The sequence below is a fragment of the Pseudoalteromonas espejiana DSM 9414 genome, from assembly GCF_002221525.1.
GTDB lineage: Bacteria > Pseudomonadota > Gammaproteobacteria > Enterobacterales > Alteromonadaceae > Pseudoalteromonas > Pseudoalteromonas espejiana.
The window spans coordinates 1,617,286-1,632,964 of record NZ_CP011028.1; the positions used below are offsets into that span (position 1 = coordinate 1,617,286).

General features: G+C 40.6%; 8 protein-coding genes. 6 read left to right on the top strand and 2 right to left on the bottom strand.

Annotated features, from left to right (window positions below):
* Positions 1-10: 10 nt before the first annotated feature.
* Positions 11-1,636 (bottom strand): alpha-glucosidase family protein, encoded by a 1,626-nt coding sequence (locus PESP_RS07460; RefSeq protein WP_089347462.1) that lies wholly within the window; start codon positions 1,634-1,636, stop codon positions 11-13.
* Positions 1,637-2,289: 653 nt separating this feature from the next.
* Here PESP_RS07460 and PESP_RS07470 point away from each other — a divergent pair.
* From PESP_RS07470 to PESP_RS07495, 6 genes are all read left to right on the top strand, one after another.
* Positions 2,290-5,082 (top strand): TonB-dependent receptor, encoded by a 2,793-nt coding sequence (locus PESP_RS07470; RefSeq protein WP_089347464.1) that lies wholly within the window; start codon positions 2,290-2,292, stop codon positions 5,080-5,082.
* Positions 5,083-5,203: 121 nt separating this feature from the next.
* Positions 5,204-6,697 carry a tryptophan halogenase family protein gene (locus tag PESP_RS07475; protein ID WP_089347465.1) on the top strand — a complete coding sequence of 498 codons (1,494 nt, stop codon included), beginning with the start codon at positions 5,204-5,206 and terminating at the stop codon, positions 6,695-6,697.
* Positions 6,697-8,550 carry a glycoside hydrolase family 13 protein gene (locus tag PESP_RS07480; protein ID WP_089347466.1) on the top strand — a complete coding sequence of 618 codons (1,854 nt, stop codon included), beginning with the start codon at positions 6,697-6,699 and terminating at the stop codon, positions 8,548-8,550. The genes PESP_RS07475 and PESP_RS07480 overlap by 1 nt, the downstream gene beginning before the upstream one ends.
* Positions 8,551-8,640: 90 nt before the next feature.
* Positions 8,641-10,500, top strand: a complete 1,860-nt coding sequence (locus PESP_RS07485) for an alpha-amylase family glycosyl hydrolase (RefSeq protein WP_089347467.1) — start codon at positions 8,641-8,643, stop codon at positions 10,498-10,500.
* Positions 10,493-11,989 carry an MFS transporter gene (locus PESP_RS07490; protein WP_089347468.1) on the top strand — a complete coding sequence of 499 codons (1,497 nt, stop codon included), beginning with the start codon at positions 10,493-10,495 and terminating at the stop codon, positions 11,987-11,989. Before PESP_RS07485 ends, PESP_RS07490 begins: the two co-directional genes overlap by 8 nt.
* Before the next feature lie 9 nt (positions 11,990-11,998).
* On the top strand, positions 11,999-14,410 hold the full coding sequence (locus PESP_RS07495; RefSeq protein WP_089347469.1) for a glycoside hydrolase family 15 protein: 2,412 nt from the start codon (positions 11,999-12,001) through the stop codon (positions 14,408-14,410).
* Between the two features lie 106 nt (positions 14,411-14,516).
* On the opposite strand, the gene PESP_RS07500 is transcribed toward PESP_RS07495, so the two are convergent.
* Complete coding sequence (locus tag PESP_RS07500; protein WP_089347470.1) at positions 14,517-15,533, bottom strand: LacI family DNA-binding transcriptional regulator; 1,017 nt, start codon at positions 15,531-15,533, stop codon at positions 14,517-14,519.
* Positions 15,534-15,679: the final 146 nt, after the last annotated feature.

Here is a 15,679-nt window from a genome sequence, read left to right on the forward strand (position 1 = left end):
TAGGGCTTTATTAATTTACAAAAGCAAAATAGCACCCAAAACCGCTTATGCTTAACGTATTACCCTCTAAAGTGGCATTACAATGAGATAGCGAATCCTGTGCTTCAGTCACTGTTTTAGTTAGCTCCAATGTTTGATTGGTTTGAGCTAAATTAAACACACACAACATAGTTTGCTCGTTTAACGTTCTGTAAAAAGCGAGAATAGGCTCAGCAGTATCAATAAACTCAATGTCGCCTTCTAATAACACTGCATGCTGTTTACGCCATGCCATAAACTCACGGTAGGCATTAAGTATTGAGTCTGAATCTTTATCTTGAACAGATACAGCACTTTGAGTGTGCGCGTTATCTACAGGTAACCAAGGTTTTGCATTACTAAAACCTGCATGTTCTGAGTCATTGATATCCCATGGCATCGGCGTTCTGCAGCCATCACGGCCTTTAAAGTTTGGCCAAAAAGTAATGCCGTACGGGTCTTGTAGGTCTTCAAAAGCAACAGATGCTTCACCTAAGCCAAGCTCTTCACCTTGGTACATACATACACTACCTCGTAATGAAGCAAGTAGGGCTGTAAGCATTTTACATTGGGCAGAGTTTATTTCACCATTTTGGCTCCAACGACTCGCTACGCGCTCTACGTCGTGGTTGCTAAATGCCCAACACGGCCAACCTTCGGTCATACGTTGCTCAAGTGTTTGTACAGTTTCTCTTATGTATTCACTTGAATAGTCATCAGTAAGTAGCTCAAAACTGTAGCCCATGTGTAGCTTATCACCGCCTTGCGTGTACTCTGCCATGGTTGCCAATGAATCTTCTGATGAAATTTCACCTAACGACACAGTGCCTGGGTACTTATTAAGTAATGAGCGTATGTCTTGCATAAACTCAATGTTTTCTGGCTGCGTGTTATTATAATAGTGATACTGAAAAGCATACGGGTTATCTTCACTAAAGCCACGCCCTTGGCGTTTATCCTTAGGTTTAGCTGGGTTGTCACGAAGCTGAGCATCGTGGTAGCAAAAGTTAATTGCATCTAGTCTGAATCCATCAACCCCTTTTTTAAGCCAAAACTCAACATTATCAAGTACTGCTTTTCTTACTTCTGGGTTATGGAAGTTTAAATCAGGCTGTTCGGTTAAAAAGTTATGTAGATAATACTGACCACGACGAGGCTCCCATTGCCACGCACCACCACCAAATATAGATAACCAGTTATTAGGCGCTGTACCATCGTCTTTAGAGTCAGCCCATACGTACCAATCTGATTTATCATTATTTTGGCTTTCGCGGCTATCTAGAAACCATTGGTGTTGATCTGATGTGTGACTTAATACTTGGTCAATTATAATTTTAATGTCGCGTTTGTGTGCTTGGTCTATTAATTCGTCAAAGTCGTTTAAGTCACCAAAAAGCGGGTCTATGTCGCGATAATCGCTAATATCATAGCCAAAATCTTTCATTGGCGATTTAAAAAAGGGAGAAATCCAAATAGCGTCAACGCCTAAGCTTTTAATGTAATCAATGCGATTAATTATCCCTTTAAGATCACCAATTCCATCGTTATTGCTGTCTTGAAAGCTTCGCGGGTAAACCTGATAAATAACCGCACCTTTATACCACTGCTGTTGGGCCATGCTTTTCTCCGTCGTTCCACACAGTATTTATATTGTTATTAGTTCGATTGAAACAATCGCTAAATTTTCAAAAAGCATACGTGAAGGGGACTACTCTGTAAAAAGCCTGCATACGTATGCAGCTAATTTACTCACTTAAAACCGTTTTTAAAGAGGTGTATTTAAGGTGCTGTATTTTTATTACGAGCTTTACCAATCATGCTTTTTACTTATAAATAAAATAGCGCGGTCTGTTTTGGTGCTTATTTTAAAAGGCTTGCACGGTATTGGTGAAAGTGATGAATGGTCTTACCAATTTCATAAAGCAGAAATAATTATAATAACGTATGTAAATATTAAAAAATGCTTTAATTAACGCTATTTACACGCTGTATCATGGTTTTTTTATAGTGCGAACATATGTATTTTTATAAAACTCATTAACAATCATGTTGCACCATAATAATAAACTTAAAATCAATAGGTTAGCTTTGGTGTTGTGAACTAACTGTTAATTTATAATGCGTTGCATAGTCTTGAATACGTATGCATAAAGTTGTTAATAAAATAATTCGAGCGTTAATATTGATGCTGACAACAAAATTAGCTCGCCTGTTTGACTATCACTCAAATAAAGAAGCGGGTATCACAATATGGGTAACGGGAAAAACATCATGTCTATGTTCAAACCAAGTATATTAACTTTGGCATTAGCAACTGCAGGTTTAGCAAGCTTTACCTCTGTAGCAGCGCAAGAAGATACAGTTAAAAATGATGACGTTGAGGTTATCGAAGTAAAAGGCTTTCGTGGCAGTGTTGTTGAATCTATCAACACAAAACGCTTTTCTACACAGGTTGTAGAATCTATCTCTGCAGAAGATATAGGTAAACTACCTGACTCATCAATTGCTGAGTCTATTGCACGCTTACCTGGTTTAACAGCGCAGCGTTTAGATGGTCGCGCAAGCAGAGTATCAATTCGTGGTTTTGGTGAAAACGAAAGTGGTACTACTTTTAACGGCCGTGAACAGGTATCTATTGGTGATAACCGCGGCGTAGAGTTTGACCTTTACCCATCAGAAATTATGAGCGGCGTTACGGTATATAAAACACCAAACGCAAGTATCGAAGCAGAAGGCATTGCCGGTGTTATAAACATGCAAACCGTGCGTCCTTTAAGTAAAGGCGAGCGTGTATTCCAAGTTAATGGCCAATACGAGCAAACCAGCTTTGATAAACTAAACCCAGACGGTAACGACGATGGTTACCGCGGTACTATTTCATACATTGATCAGTTTGCTGATGACACTATAGGTGTTGCATTTGCACTTAACACCATGAGCTCACCAAACCAAGAAAAACGTTGGAACGCGTGGGGCTACCCTGAATTTACCGCTGATGATGGTAATACTTACTCAATTTTAGGTGGTGCTAAACCATTTGTACGTTCATCGACACTCGAACGTGATTCAGCCATGCTCGTACTAGAAGCTGCACCGACTGACAAACTAAACATGACGTTTGATGCGTTATATGTAGATTTTACAGATGAAAAAATCTTACGCGGTATCGAAATCCCATTTGCATGGGGCCAAGGTTCAATTGACCCTGCAAGCGTAGCTGTAGATGATGCGAGCGGATTTATTACCAGTGCTGTTACTAATGGCCAGCGTGTAGTTGTTCGTAACGATTATGAAGAGCGTGAAGCAGAATTAACCGCATTTGGTTTTAATACTAAATACGATATTGACGATTCATGGTCAGTAGAATTTGATGCAAGTTACTCGCAAGTAGATCGTAAAATTTGGAGCCTTGAAAGTTACTCAGGCACAGGGCGTGGTGATTCACGTGGTGTTGCAGATAACTTAGGTTACACCTTTAACGGTGGGAATACTGGTGCTACGTTTACTCATGACTTAGATTATAGTGATTACAGCTTAATTCAGTTAGGTGGGCCTCTTTCTTGGGGGTCAAACAAAGCGTTGAATAATAAGTATGGTCTAACCACTGATTCAGGGTATGAAAACCAAGCGCAAGACGGTTTCATTAATGCGCCAACCATTGAAGATGAGCTGTCTACATTAAAGCTAGCGGCATCTAAAGTATTAGAAAACGAATACTTCAGCTCAATTGAGTTTGGTATGTCTTATAAAGAGCGCGAAAAAACAAAAGATTCGCAAGGTTTTTATATGACATTATCTGGTTTTTCGCTTGATAACCCAGGTATGTTAACTGTGCCAGAACAATACCGCATGGGTAGTGTTGACTTAGGCTTTATTGGCATGGGTGATATGATTGCCTATGACGCTAACAGTTTATTAAATGATGGTTATTATACGCTCGTTGACCAAAGATTAGCAGACACAAGTCACTTAACTAAATCGTGGACAGTAAAAGAAGAAATTACTTCGGCGTTTGTACAAGCTAATATTAATGCTGAAGTGAGCGGTTTAGCGTTAACAGGTAACATTGGTGTACGTTATGTACATACTGACCAGTCTTCACAAAGTAACGCTTTTAATGCAGACGATGATGGTAATATTTTTGTTACGCCGACAGATCTTAGCCACGATTATTCTCACGTATTACCAAGTTTAAACTTATCGCTTGCGATTGATGAGCAGCAAACAGTGCGTTTTGGTGCGGCTAAAACTATTTCGCGTGCACGTTTAGACGAAATGAATGCATCAATTGACGCATCATACAATACTACGCCTGATGAGAACGGTAACTTTTGGTCTGTATCGGGTGGTAACCCTAATTTAGAGCCAAAAGAAGCAACTGGTTACGATTTAACGTACGAAAATTACTTTAGTGATGAAGGTTACTTCTCTGCTGCATTTTTCTATAAAGACTTAACGCAGTGGATTTTTGATGGCACATACGCAATTGATATGTCAGGTGTTGCAGATCCAGAGTCAGGTGAAATTCCAGCAACATCTGAGGGTACGGGTAGTGGTAAAGTAAATGGCGGCGGCGGTGACCTATACGGTTACGAGTTATCACTAGCGTTACCATTTAAAATTTTCCACCCGTCACTTGAAGGCTTTGGTTTAATTGCAAGCCATACCGGTATTGAGTCTGATATTGAAGATCAAAACGGTAACGAATACGAACTACCAGGCCTTTCAGATAAAATTCAAAGCTTAACGGTTTATTACGAAATGAATGGTATTCAACTGCGTACCAGCATGCGTAAGCGTAGTGCCTTTAAAGGTGATGTATACGGTATAGGTTTTGATACTCAGCAAGTAGATATCCTAGGTGAAACAATTTGGGATGTACAAGCTGGGTATGACTTCTCTGAAGCCGGTGTTGAAAGCCTTGAAGGTTTATCAATTCAGTTCCAAGTACAAAACTTAACAGAAGAGCCGTTTACATCGCTTTCTGGCGATAACGCGCTACAAGTTCGCGACTACCAAGATTACGGTCGTACTTACTTGTTAGGCTTTAGCTACAAGCTATAATTAAGGTTGTGTGTAGGAGCCCTTGTAATTTGTGTTACAAGGGCTTTTTTATAGCTACTTTATCTAATACCAATCCGTAATAATACCTAATCATTTTGCGGGGCTAAACGTGGACAATAATATGAAACCAATAAAACACGTTGTCATTGCAGGCGGTGGCACAGCAGGGTGGATAGCAGCAGCCTTGCTTAATAAAGTGTTAGGTAAAGTAATTAACATAACACTGATTGAATCAAGCACCATAGGCACTATAGGCGTTGGTGAAGCAACAATTCCGCCAATTATCCAACTTAATAATGCACTGGGTATAAACGAGCAAGATTTTATAAACGCCACCAATGCTTCTATTAAATTAGGTATTGAGTTCGAAAATTGGAAAACTCCCTCTCATAGCTACATGCATGCCTTTGGCTCATTTGGAAAAGACTTTCCTTTTTGCGATTTTTACAATTTTTGGGTAAAAGGAAAAATTACCGGCTCTGAAGATAGCCTATGGGATTTTTCGTTAAATTACCAAGCAGCTAAACAGCATAAGTTTTCACCATTAAATACTATACCTAACACTCAATTACCTGGTTTAAGTTATGCGTATCACTTTGATGCAACACGCTATGCAGAGTACTTAAAAACGCTTGCTACTTCGCGTGGCGTTAAACACATAGACGCTAAAATAGAGCAGGTTAACCAATGTCTGCACTCAGGCAATATTACAAGCCTCACACTTGATAATGACACCGAAATTAACGGCGATTTATTTATAGACTGTACCGGTCAGCGGGCTTTGTTAATAGAGCAAACACTTAATACAGGCTTTGTAGATTGGTCTCATTATTTACCATGTGATAGCGCTGTTGCTGTGCAATCTCAAGGTACTGATTCGCTAAAACCCTATACTCGCTCAATTGCGCATAGCGCAGGTTGGCAATGGCAAATTCCGCTGCAAAACCGTGTGGGTAATGGGCTTGTTTACTGTAGCCGATACTTATCTGATGAGTCGGCCACGCAGTTACTATTAAATAATTTACCTGCCGAGCCCATTACAGCACCACGCGTTATAAAATTTAAAACAGGACGGCGCTTAAAGCAGTGGTATAAAAATGTGGTTTCGGTTGGACTCGCCAGTGGCTTTTTAGAGCCGTTAGAGTCAACCAGTATCCACTTAATACAAAGTGCAGTAACCCGTTTAATAAAGCTGTTTCCGCATAATGGTATTAGCGATGCGTTAGTTGGCGAGTTTAATAATCAAAGCGTGATAGAAATAGAGCACATACGCGATTTTATTATTTTGCATTACAAACTAACAGAGCGAGAAGACTCGGCGTTTTGGCGTCAGTGTAAGCAAATGGATATTCCCGAATCATTGGCTCATAAACTCAATTTATTTAAACACACAGGCAAAGTAGTACGTGAAAACGACGAACTATTTGCAGAGGTTGCTTGGCAGCAAGTGTTTATAGGCCAAGGCATTATTCCCGATGATTACAATAGTATTGTTGACTCATTAAGCAGTGAACAACTTAACGATTTATTTTCTACATTAAAAACTCTTATTACTTCAACGGTAGAACAATTACCTACTCATAAAGATTTTTTAGCAAAAATTAAAAAGGCCTAATGATGCGATTTTTAAATAAACTTTTACTTGTAAGTGCGTGCACCTTACCAACCATTAGCTATGCACTTGACGTTGAACCTGCCAATTGGTGGGTAGGCATGAATAAAAACACGATTAACATCATGGTGCATGAGCAAAATATTGCAAACGAGCAAATTAAATTAGCTAAATATAATGGTGTTAAATTAAATAAAGTAACGCGCACAGATAACCCAAATTATGTATTTTTGAATATTACTGTTACCGATGCCGCTAAAGCAGGAACGCTTAAATTTAATAGCAGCGAAGCGAGCCAAAGTTTCGAATTTCCACTACTTACACGTGATAAAAACAGTGCAAAGCGCCAAGGCTTTACATCTAACGATACCCTTTATTTAATCAACCCAGATCGCTTTGCTAATGGTGATAAGCAAAACGATACTGTTCCTAGCATGCTAGAAGCAGCAAATCCAAGTATAAAGGGCGGGCGCCACGGTGGTGATATACAAGGGGTTATAAACGCATTACCGTATTTAAACGATTTAGGTGTTACTCAGCTTTGGTTAACGCCAGTACTTGAAAACAACATGCCCGATTATTCTTACCATGGTTATGCAATTACTGACTTTTATAAAGTTGACCCACGTATGGGCTCAAATCAGTTATATAAAACCCTCTCGGTAAAAGCAAAAGAGCAAGGCATAGGCCTTGTAATGGATATGGTACTAAACCATTTTGGCTCAGAGCATACCTGGGTTAAAGATAAACCTACCAAAGATTGGATTAACTTTAATGGTGAATTTAAAAAAGGTAAAAACGCTACAAGCCATGCACGCCAAACTATACAAGACCCACACGCCAGTGAGTACGATAAACGCCAGTTTAACGATGGTTGGTTTGTAGAAACCATGCCGGATTTAAATCAGCGCCAACCACTGTTAAGCGAGTACTTAATTCAAAATGCTATTTGGTGGATTGAATACGCGGATTTAAGCGGTATTCGCGTTGATACCTACTCTTACTCAGATAAAGCATTTTTGAGCGATTGGACAAAAGCCATTATGCAAGAATACCCAGACTTTAATATTGTAGGAGAAGAGTGGACCTCTAACCCTGCAATTGCCTCTTATTGGCAACGTGGAAAAAACAATCAAGATGGGTATACATCAAGCCTACCAAGCGTGATGGACTTTTCTTTGCAAGAGTCGGTAATTCAAGCGCTAAATGAAGATGAAAGCTGGAATACGGGTTGGGTTAAAGTATATGAGTCGTTGGCGAATGACTTTTTATACCCTGATACCAATAACATTATGGTATTTGCTGATAACCACGATATGAGCCGTGTATATACCGAGCTTGGACAAGATGTTGCAAAAACTAAAATGGCCATGACGCTATTTTTAACTACGCGCGGTATTGCACAAATGTATTACGGTACGGAGGTGCTATTAGATAACACCCCAAGTAAAGACCATGGTGATATTAGAATAGACTTCCCGGGTGGATTTAAAGGCCAAACGAGTAATGCATTTACAGGTAAAGGGCTTACCTCGCAGCAAAAAGACATGCACAAAACAATTAGCACCTTGCTTAACTTTAGAAAAAGCAGCACTGCGCTAGATAAAGGCAAGTTAGTGCACTTTACGCCTCAACAAGGTGTGTATAGTTATGCGCGTATTAGCGACGATCAAACTGTGTTGGTATTTATGAATAAAAACACAAAAGAGCTAGTTAAGAATATTGAGTACATGCAGGAAGTAATACCAAAAAATGCTAAAGCGCTTAACTTATTCACTAATAAAACACAGTTGCTAGGTAGTACAGTGGCTTTACCGGCAATGAGTGCAACGGTATTAGTTATAAATACCCCTTAATAGTTTACCTGAATACGTATGCAGCAACTGTATGGTTGCTGCACTAATCTTTAGTATAAAGTTATAAAAATACTGACAAAAAGACGCACAATGAAAAAATCAGTTTATGTACCCGCAATACTGTGTAGCGCACTTATTGCAATGGGTTGCTCAGAAAGTAACAAACCTGAGCAACCACAAGCGCCAGCACAAACCCAAAACGAATTAACTAAGCCAGTTGTATACCAAGTATTTACCCGCCTATTTGGTAATACCAACACGTCTAATACGCCATGGGGCACTAAAGAGCAAAATGGTGTAGGCAAATTTGCCGATTTTAATGACGCTGCTTTAAAAGGTATAAAAGAGTTGGGTACCACACATGTTTGGTACACCGGCGTGCTACATCATGCGTTAGTGGGGGATTACACTGATTATGGGATTTCTCAAGATGACCCTGATGTAGTTAAAGGCAGAGCGGGCTCACCGTATGCTGTTAAAGACTATTACGATGTAAATCCTGATCTAGCAGTTAATGTTACTCAGCGCATGGATGAATTTAGCGCACTTGTTGAGCGTACACATAACCATGGCATGAAAGTCATTATTGATATAGTGCCTAACCATGTAGCAAGAAATTACCAATCGCTTGGTAAACCTAAAGGCGTTAAAGACTTTGGCGCGCAAGACGACACCACTAAAGCGTACGATAAAAACAATAACTTTTACTACGTACCAGGGCAGTCTTTTCAGGTGCCAACATCGCCAGAGTATAAAGTTTTAGGGGGTAATGAACACCCATTAGCGGATGGCTTTTTTGATGAAACGCCCGCTAAATGGACAGGTAATGGTGCCCGTGCAGCAAAACCCGATATAAACGATTGGTACGAAACAGTAAAAGTTAATTATGGCGTAAAGCCTGATGGCAGCTACGATTTTGCTCAATTGCCAAGTGAATACAAAAATAAAGATTACCGTGCTCATTATGCGTTTTGGCAAGATAAAGAGCTCCCTAACAGCTGGTACAAATTTAGAGACATTGCGTTATTTTGGCTCGATAAAGGCGTTGACGGCTTTAGATACGACATGGCCGAAATGGTGCCTGTAGAGTTTTGGAGCTTTTTAAATTCGTCGATAAAAATGCAAAAAAGCGACGCCTTTTTGTTAGCTGAAGTGTATAACCCGCTAATGTACCGTGCGTATATTCACCAAGGTAAAATGGACTACCTTTACGACAAAGTAGGCTTTTACGACACACTAAAAGCCATTATGCAGGGTAAGCAAGCTGCTAATACTATTTTTGCAGCCCAAAGCCAAGTTACTGATATTGAAGCGCACATGCTGCACTTTTTAGAAAACCACGATGAGCAACGTATCGCAAGCCCTGACTTTGCAGGTAATGCTGCGTGGGGTAAACCGGCAATGGTGGTTTCTAACTTAATGAGCCGCGCACCCACGTTATTATATTTTGGCCAAGATGTGGGAGAAGATGGCTCAGAAAACGCAGGATTTGGTACAGCTACACGCACTAGTATTTTTGATTACATTGGCGTACCGGCGCATCAATCGTGGATGAATAACGGTAAGTTTGACGGCGCTAATTTAACAAAAGAGCAAGTAGCACTTCGTGATTACTATAAAGCCATTATGTCACTTAATAGTTTACCTGCTGTGGTTGGGGGTGAAATGACCGAGCTTAACGTAACAGGAAGCGAGCGAGTTGTTGGCTTTATGCGCAAACTTGGCCAACAAACACTTTACGTTTTAAGTAACTTTAGTGAACAACCTCAAACTATTACGGTTAACTTATCAAAAGTGCAATTAGCGGCACTTAGCGAGCAAACCCAATTGCATGACTTACTTGAGCAGCACAGCACCGAGATCACATCAGGGTCGCAAGGCGCCACATTCACACTCACACTTGATGCATTTAGCAGCGCAGTATTAACAAATAAGGCTAATAATGAATAATCAAAATAATAGCGACAAGCCAAATCTAAGCTTTTGGCAAATATGGAACATGTGTTTTGGCTTTTTAGGCATACAGTTTGGTTTTGCCCTGCAAAACGGTAACGTGAGCCGTATATTTCAAACATTAGGCGCGCAAGTAGATGATATTCCCATTTTATGGGTTGCAGCACCGCTTACCGGTTTAATTGTACAGCCTATTATTGGTTACTGGAGCGATAAAACATGGGGCCGTTTTGGCCGCCGTCGTCCGTTTTTCTTTGTGGGCGCGGTGTTAACAACGCTTTCATTATTTATTATGCCGCATTCGCCTACGCTTTGGATTGCCGCAGGTATGTTATGGATTATGGACGCGTCAATCAACGTGACCATGGAACCGTTTAGAGCACTTGTAGGCGATAACTTGCCTGAAAAACAGCGCGCTACCGGTTACGGTTTACAAAGCTTTTTTATTGGTATTGGTGCGGTACTAGCCTCAGCATTACCATGGATGATGACTAATTGGTTTGATGTAAGCAATACCGCAGCGCCTGGGCAAATTCCTGAGTCTGTTAAATACTCATTTTATTGGGGGGGGGTTGTGTTATTAGTGGCTGTGCTTTGGACCGTTGCACGTACAAAAGAGTACAGCCCAGAGCAATTAGCTGAGTTTGAAAAGCAAAGCGCTCAACCTACTACCAGCAAGCTGGTTGATATTAACTTTAATAAAGGCGCCATTATTTTTGTGGTGTTAGGTTTAGCAACCCTTGCATTAGTAATGGGGTTATCGCTTGAAAAAGAGCTTTACCTACTTGCTGGCGGTTTACTAGCGTTTGGTATTGTGCAGTGGATTGCAGCAGCACTTAAAAGTGCGAATAAAACCCAAGGTGGTTTTTACCAAGTAGTACAAGATGTATTTACTATGCCAGAGGCCATGAAGCAGCTTGCATGGGTGCAGTTTTTTAGCTGGTTTACGTTATTTGCCATGTGGATTTACACCACCGCCGCGGTAACAAGCTTTCATTATGGTAGTAGCGATGCAACCTCTAAAGCTTTTAACGATGGTGCAGATTGGGTGGGTATTTTATTTGCCGCTTACAATGGTTTTGCCGCGATTGCCGCAATGTGTATTCCGTTTTTAGTTAAAAAAATGGGTTTAAAAGGCGCGCATTGTTTTAATTTATTATTGGGCGCATTAGGCCTTGGCAGCTTTATGATTATTCAAGACCCTAAAATGTTACTTATACCTATGATTGGGGTGGGCTTTGCGTGGGCGTCTATATTATCGCTGCCTTACGCTATGTTAAGTAACGCCTTACCAAGTAACAAAATGGGCGTTTACATGGGTATTTTCAACTTCTTCATTGTTATACCGCAGTTACTTGCCGCCAGTATTTTAGGGCTTATTTTACGTCACGCATTTTCAAATCAGCCTATTTACGCATTATTAATTGGCGCAGCCTCGTTCGTTGTTGCCGGCATTGCTGTAATGCGCGTTAAAAATTCTAATTAAGGACACACAATGAAAAAATATAACCTTATAACTGCCTCACTCTTAACATTGGGTTTAACTGCCTGTGGTGCACAAAACACAAGCACAGATAATGAAAATACCGCTGCACAGGTTAAATCGGCACCTGGAGCACCTGGTGTAGAGCCATTTTGGGCTTATGCAGGTAAAACAGGGATTGGCACGTCTTACGAGCAATACCAAAAAGGCCAATACAGTGATTCAGCTGCAACAGGCGATGTATCTAAGGTGTGGTTTTCAATTGCTAAAGGCATGATCACCGAAACCATGTTTGGGCTTATCCACCAAGCGCAAATTAAAGACATGCAGTTTGTTGTTACAGGTAAAGACTTTACCGTAACCGAAGCTGATGAATTAGATGTCACCATAGATTACTTATACAAAGATGCGCAAGGGCGCCCACTTTCGCTTGCCTACATAGTAACAAGCACTGATAAACAAGGGCGCTTTAGCCTAGAAAAACACATATTTACCGACCCAAATGGGCAAACATTATTTGTTCGCAGTGTATTTAACACTGAACTTGAAGGATTAAAAGCCTATGTTGTTGTAAACCCTTACCTAAACAACAACGGGTTAGGTGACTTTGCTAAAACGACAGAGCAAGGCCTTGTCGCATGGGAAGACGATAACTATTTATCACTTCAATCAGCAACCCCTTTTAAAGCTAAAACGGTAGGTTTTACAGGTGAAAGCGATGGTATTAACGCACTTAAAACCACTCAAGCGCTAAACACTCAATATACAAATACTGGCGAAACTGCAGGTAACGTAAGTATGTTGGCAGAGCTTGGTGAAATAAGCGCTAACACCACCTTCGATTTAGCACTTAGTTTTGGTAAAACGCAGCAGCAAAGTATACAACAAGGCGAGCAAAGCTTAGCTAAAGGCTATCAAGCAGTGCTTGATCACTATAACGGTAAAGGTGAAGCACTAGGTTGGCAAGATTACCTACAAAGCCTTAAACCACTAAATACTATGGTTGAGCAAACTGCCGATAACGGTAAGCTTTTATACACCAGCGCTATGGTTTTAAAAGCACAAGAAGATAAAACCAATGCCGGTGCGCTTATTGCGTCATTGTCTAACCCATGGGGCGAAACCGTATCTGCTAAAGAAGGCTCAACCGGTTATAAAGCGGTATGGGTACGCGACTTTTACCAAGTAGCCATGGCATTTATGGCGCTCGGCGATACAGCCACTGCAAAAACAGCATTCGAATACCTTGAAAAAGTACAAGTAAACAGCAAAACACCGGGTAATAACGGCGATACAGGCTGGTTTTTACAAAAAACACATGTAGATGGTGAGCTTGAATGGGTAGGTGTACAACTAGATCAAACCGCTATGCCAATTATGCTTGCTTGGAAGTTACATAAAGCCAATGTACTTAGCGATGAAGAGCTAAAAAGTTGGTACAGCAAAATGTTAAAACCCGCGGCTGATTTTTTAGTTGATGGCGGCCTTGCTAAAATTTTATGGAACGACACGCAAATTACGCCACCGGCTACCCAACAAGAGCGTTGGGAAGAGCAAGAAGGTTACTCGCCTTCGACTACTGCGGCAATAGTGGCAGGCCTTATTACAGCCAGTGATATTGCAACACTAAGTGGCGATGATAAAAACGCAAAGCGCTACTTAGATACGGCTATAAAGTACAACAACGATATTGAATCGCACATGTTTACTACTAAAGGTAACTTAAAAGGCGAAAATAGTGATGGTGAATACTTTATTCGTATAGGCCAAGATACCGATGCAAACTCAGACACTAAAATTAACGCTAATAATGGCCGTGAAGGGTTTAATAAAAAGCAAATTTTAGATGGCGGGTTTTTAGAGCTAGTACGCTATGGTGTACGTGGTGCTAACGACGAAAGCATTGTTAAAACACTGCCTGAGTACGATGATGAAACGCTAGAAGATAACCTACAAGTTAAATACAGCTTTAGCTTTGACGATGGCAGCGGCACATTTGCAGGCTACCGCCGCTACGGTAATGACGGCTACGGCGAAGATGAAGTAACAGGAACAAATTACGCAGAGGGCGGCAGCAATACACCAGGCCAACGCGGTCGTGTATGGCCGTTTTTCACAGGTGAGCGTGGCCACTATGAAATAGCTGCTGCTAATGCAAACAACGCCCTTGATGATGCAAAACAAGCGCAAATTAAAAACAGCTATATAAAAGGTTTAGAGCAATTTGCCAATAATGGAATGATGCTACCTGAGCAAGTATGGGATGGCGTAGGTGTAAATAAAGCAGGTTATAAGCTAGGTGAGGGCACTAATTCAGCAACACCACTGGCATGGACACATGCTGAGTATGTTAAACTGGTCCGTTCATTGAGTGATAAACAAGTATGGGATCATTACCCAGTTGTAGAGAAAGCCTTAAAGTAGAGTTACTTTGAAAAAATTTAAAAGCCACGGTTAATAGCCGTGGCTTTTTTGTATCTAAGTGGGGGGAAATGTTTTAGCTGCAACGATGATGTTGAGTTATAAATTCTTAACTACTACCCCTAGCAATTAACACTGGCGGTAAAAGGGTGCTTTGTACTTCTTCTTCACGTATTAATTTAAGTAGGTTTTCTACCAGCATTTGCCCTGCAACGGTGGTGTCTTGCGCTATGGTAGTAAGCGGTGGATTTATGTAGCTTGCAATAGCTATGTTATCAAAGCCTACAACGGCTACATCGGTAGGTACTTTTATATTGGCTTCTTTAAGGGCGCGTATTGCACCAATGGCTATTAAATCACTGGCGGCAAAAAGTGCGTTAAATTTAATGTTATTAGCAATAAGTGAACGTGTTGCATGATATCCTGACTCCTCAGTAGAGATAGCGTTAGCCATTTTTCGCTCATTTATAGTTACGTTATTAGCGAGTAGCTCGTCTTTAAAGCCTTGAAAGCGAGCAAAAAACTCTGGGCTGTGATCAGATGCATCACCAATAAAGGCACAATCTGTACGGCTATGAGCAATTAAATGGCCTGCGGCAAGTTTACCACCGCCGTAATTATCACAGCATACGGTGAGGTCAGGGCGGTTATCTACAGTGGCCCCCCAACAAACAAACTTGGTATTTTGATCAAGCAGGGTTTTAAATTTTGGTTGAAAGTCTATGTAATCACCGTAGCCGAGTAAAATAATGCCATCGGCTCTGTGGCTGTCCTCGTAATCTGCTTGCCAATCAGCACTTGCTGATTGAAACGAAACCAGTAAATCGTAACCTTCTTTTGCACACGCGCGGGTAATGCTGCCAAGCATAGATAAAAAGAATGGGTTTATTTGTGATTCGTCAGAAGTAGGGTCTTCAAATAATAATAAGGCTAGCGTGCTGCTTTGCTGAGTACGTAAGTTACTGGCATTTTTGTCAACTTTATAATTAAGCTGTTTAGCTATGTCGTGAACGCGCTTGCGAGTTTCTTCATTAACAAGAGGGCTGTTACGTAAAGCACGAGATACCGTTGATTGTGAAACCCCTGCATAATGGGCAATGTCAAATGAGGTGGCTTTACCTTTCATTGTTACAACTTAATTAAATGCTAAATAATTGTGTCATTTTCGACTATTAGTGAATTATTTCAAGCTTTTTACGATTTATTATTGATCTAGTCCTGACACCGGTGTCATAATGTCAATGTTTTATCATTTTGTTGTCAAAACGTATT

What these genes read in the sequence shown, in the direction of transcription:
- PESP_RS07500 (WP_089347470.1), bottom strand. Translation starts at nt 15,533, where the DNA reads ATGAAAGGTAAAGCCACCTCATTTGACATTGCCCATTATGCAGGGGTT.
- PESP_RS07495 (WP_089347469.1), top strand. Translation starts at nt 11,999, where the DNA reads ATGAAAAAATATAACCTTATAACTGCCTCACTCTTAACATTGGGTTTA.
- PESP_RS07475 (WP_089347465.1), top strand. Translation starts at nt 5,204, where the DNA reads ATGAAACCAATAAAACACGTTGTCATTGCAGGCGGTGGCACAGCAGGG.
- PESP_RS07460 (WP_089347462.1), bottom strand. Translation starts at nt 1,636, where the DNA reads ATGGCCCAACAGCAGTGGTATAAAGGTGCGGTTATTTATCAGGTTTAC.
- PESP_RS07490 (WP_089347468.1), top strand. Translation starts at nt 10,493, where the DNA reads ATGAATAATCAAAATAATAGCGACAAGCCAAATCTAAGCTTTTGGCAA.
- PESP_RS07480 (WP_089347466.1), top strand. Translation starts at nt 6,697, where the DNA reads ATGATGCGATTTTTAAATAAACTTTTACTTGTAAGTGCGTGCACCTTA.
- PESP_RS07470 (WP_089347464.1), top strand. Translation starts at nt 2,290, where the DNA reads ATGTCTATGTTCAAACCAAGTATATTAACTTTGGCATTAGCAACTGCA.
- PESP_RS07485 (WP_089347467.1), top strand. Translation starts at nt 8,641, where the DNA reads ATGAAAAAATCAGTTTATGTACCCGCAATACTGTGTAGCGCACTTATT.